Source organism: Microbacterium sp. 69-10 (genome assembly GCF_001897945.1).
GTDB lineage: Bacteria > Actinomycetota > Actinomycetes > Actinomycetales > Microbacteriaceae > Microbacterium.
Map to the genome: position 1 here is coordinate 7,102 of NZ_MKRT01000015.1, position 2,953 is coordinate 10,054.

Annotated in this window: 3 protein-coding genes; all 3 read left to right on the forward strand. The window is 70.2% G+C overall.

Translation table 11 applies throughout. The features are described from left to right. On the forward strand, window positions 1–1,456 hold a 1,456-nt coding region (locus BGN97_RS05450; protein WP_292698706.1), incomplete at its 5' end, for a CTP synthase. Continuing rightward, window positions 1,443–2,030 (forward strand): NUDIX hydrolase, encoded by a 588-nt coding sequence (locus tag BGN97_RS05455; RefSeq protein WP_292698707.1) that lies wholly within the window; start codon window positions 1,443–1,445, stop codon window positions 2,028–2,030. The genes BGN97_RS05450 and BGN97_RS05455, both read left to right, overlap by 14 nt. Window positions 2,031–2,034: 4 nt before the next feature. Beyond that, window positions 2,035–2,937: a site-specific tyrosine recombinase XerD gene (gene xerD, locus BGN97_RS05460; RefSeq protein ID WP_292698709.1), complete on the forward strand. Its 903-nt coding sequence runs from the start codon at window positions 2,035–2,037 to the stop codon at window positions 2,935–2,937. The last annotated feature ends 16 nt before the right edge of the window (window positions 2,938–2,953 follow it).

Genomic DNA, 2,953 nt, shown 5'->3' on the forward strand with positions numbered 1-2,953 from the left:
GGACCTCGACATCGGTCACTACGAGCGCTTCCTCGGCATCGAGCTCTCCCGCGCGGCCAACGTGACCACCGGCCAGATCTACTCGCAGGTGATCGCCAAGGAGCGGCGCGGCGACTACCTCGGCGCCACCGTGCAGGTCATCCCGCACATCACCGACGAGATCAAGCGCCGCATGCGTCTGCAGGCCACCGAGGAGCCCCGCCCCGACGTGATCATCACCGAGGTCGGCGGCACCGTCGGCGACATCGAGTCGCAGCCCTTCCTCGAGTCCGCTCGTCAGCTGCGCCACGAGCTCGGCCGTGGCAACGTGTTCTTCGTGCACGTCTCGCTGGTGCCCTTCATGGGCGCCTCCGGCGAGCAGAAGACCAAGCCGACCCAGCACTCCGTCGCTGCCCTGCGTCAGGTCGGCATCCAGCCCGATGCCCTCGTGCTGCGCAGCGACCGCCCGGTCAGCGAGAGCAACCGCAACAAGATCGCCCTGATGTGCGACGTCGACACCGAGGGCGTCGTCAACACGGTCGATCTGCCGAGCATCTACGACATCCCGTCCACCCTGAACGATCAGGGCCTGGACGCGTACATCATCTCCAAGCTGGGCCTGGCCGAGCGCGCAGGCGAGGTCGACTGGACCCGCTGGAACCAGGTTCTGCACGCCGTGCACAACCCCAAGCACGAGGTGACGATCGGCCTGGTCGGCAAGTACATCGACCTGCCCGACGCGTACCTGTCGGTGACCGAGGCGCTCAAGGCCGGTGGCTTCGCGCACGAGACCAAGGTCAACATCCGATGGATCGCCTCGGACACCTGCGAGACCCCGGAGGGCGCCGCGAAGAACCTCGGCGACCTGGACGGCATCCTCGTGCCCGGCGGCTTCGGCATCCGGGGCATCGAGGGCAAGCTGGGCGCGCTGCGCTTCGCCCGTGAGCAGGGCATCCCCACGCTCGGCATCTGCCTCGGCCTGCAGTGCATGGTCATCGAGTACGGCCGCCACGTCGCCGGAATCGCAGGGGCGTCGTCGACCGAGTTCGACCCCGAGACCGCCGAGCCCATCATCGCGACCATGGCCGAGCAGGTCGAGATCCTCGACGGCGGCGACCTGGGCGGCACCATGCGCCTGGGCCTGTACGAGGCCGCCCTCGCCGAGGGCTCGCTGGCCCGCGAGCTGTACGGCGCGGACACGGCCTCCGAGCGTCACCGTCACCGCTACGAGGTGAACAACACCTACCGGGACCGCCTCACCGACGCCGGGCTGGTGTTCTCCGGCCTGAACCCCGACCTCGACCTGGTCGAATACGTCGAGCTCCCGCGCGATGTGCACCCGTACTACATCGCCACGCAGGCGCACCCCGAGCTGCGCTCGCGCCCGACCGCGCCGCACCCGCTGTTTCGCGGCCTGATCGGCGCCGCCATCGAGCGGCACCGCTCCAGCGAGCTGTTCGGCGATGACGAGTCCTGATCCTTCGGGAGAAGGCCTGCGGGACGAGCCCTTCGAGCCCGAGGTCCTCTCCAGCGAGATCGGGTTCCGAGGAGCCGTGTGGAACGTGCTCGATGAGCGCGTGGCGTACGGCGACGGTGAGATCCGCCGCCAGTACGTCGCGCACACGGGCGCCGTGGCCGTCGTCGCGATCGACGATCAGGACCGCGTGCTGCTGATCCAGCAGTACCGGCATCCGATCCGGCACCGCGACTGGGAGCTGCCCGCGGGCCTGCTCGACATCCCGGGGGAGGACCCGATGGTCGCCGCGCAGCGCGAGCTGGCGGAGGAGGCCGACATCACCGCCGAGCACTGGGAGCACCTCGTCTCGAGCTGGACGACTCCGGGCGGGAACGACGAGATGATCCACGTCTACCTCGCCACCGGCATCGGCGCTGCCGCCGCCGCGCACGCGCGGGAGGACGAGGAGGCCGACATCCGCGTGGAGTGGGTGCCGCTGGCGGATGCCGTGGATGCCGTGCTCGAAGGACGGATGCACAACGGCATCCTCTCCATCGGCGTGCTCGCGGCCGCGACGAAGCGCGACCGCCGCTGACGACATGCCGCTCCACCGTGCGCTGAACGCCTACCTGCGGCACATCACGATCGAGCGCGGGCTGTCAGAGCACTCGATCGCCGCGTACCGTCGCGACCTGAACGCGTACGTCGACTGGCTCCGTGAGCGGGGGATCGAGGCGACCGAGGGCATCACTCAGGCGATCGTGGCGGAGTTCATCGGCGAGCGCTCCGCGGCCGACCCGCCGCCGGCGGCGACCAGTCTCGCCCGGTTGCAGTCCTCGGTGCGGGGCTGGCACCGCTTCCTCGCCAGGGAGGGCATCGAGGAGGACGACCCCACCGGCCGGATGCGCCCTCCGAAGACCCCGCAGCGGCTGCCGAAGGCGCTGACGATCGAGCAGGTCGAACGGCTCCTGGCCGCACCCTCGCCGGAGGATCCGATGGGCATCCGCGACCGCGCCCTGCTCGAGCTGCTCTACGCGACCGGAGCCCGCGTGTCCGAGGCCGTGTCGCTTGATGTGGACGACCTCTCCTACGGCGACGTACTGCGCCTGCGCGGCAAGGGCGACAAGGAGCGCATCGTCCCGGTGGGCTCCTACGCCCGTGCCGCCGTCGACGCGTACCTGACCAGGGTGCGCCCAGGACTGGCGGCCAAGGGGCGCGCGACCGCCCGGCTGTTCCTGGGCGCGCGCGGCGCCCCGCTGTCGCGACAGAGCGCTTGGCTGATCATCCGCGCCGCGGCCGAGAAGGCGCAGATCACCTCGGAAGTGTCCCCGCACACGCTGCGCCACTCCTTCGCCACGCACCTGCTGCAGGGCGGCGCCGACGTCCGCGTCGTGCAGGAGCTGCTGGGTCACGCATCCGTCGCCACGACGCAGATCTACACCCACGTCTCGGTCGACACCCTGCGGGACGTCTACGCGACCTCTCATCCGCGGGCGACCTAGGTGTACTTCCCCGTGA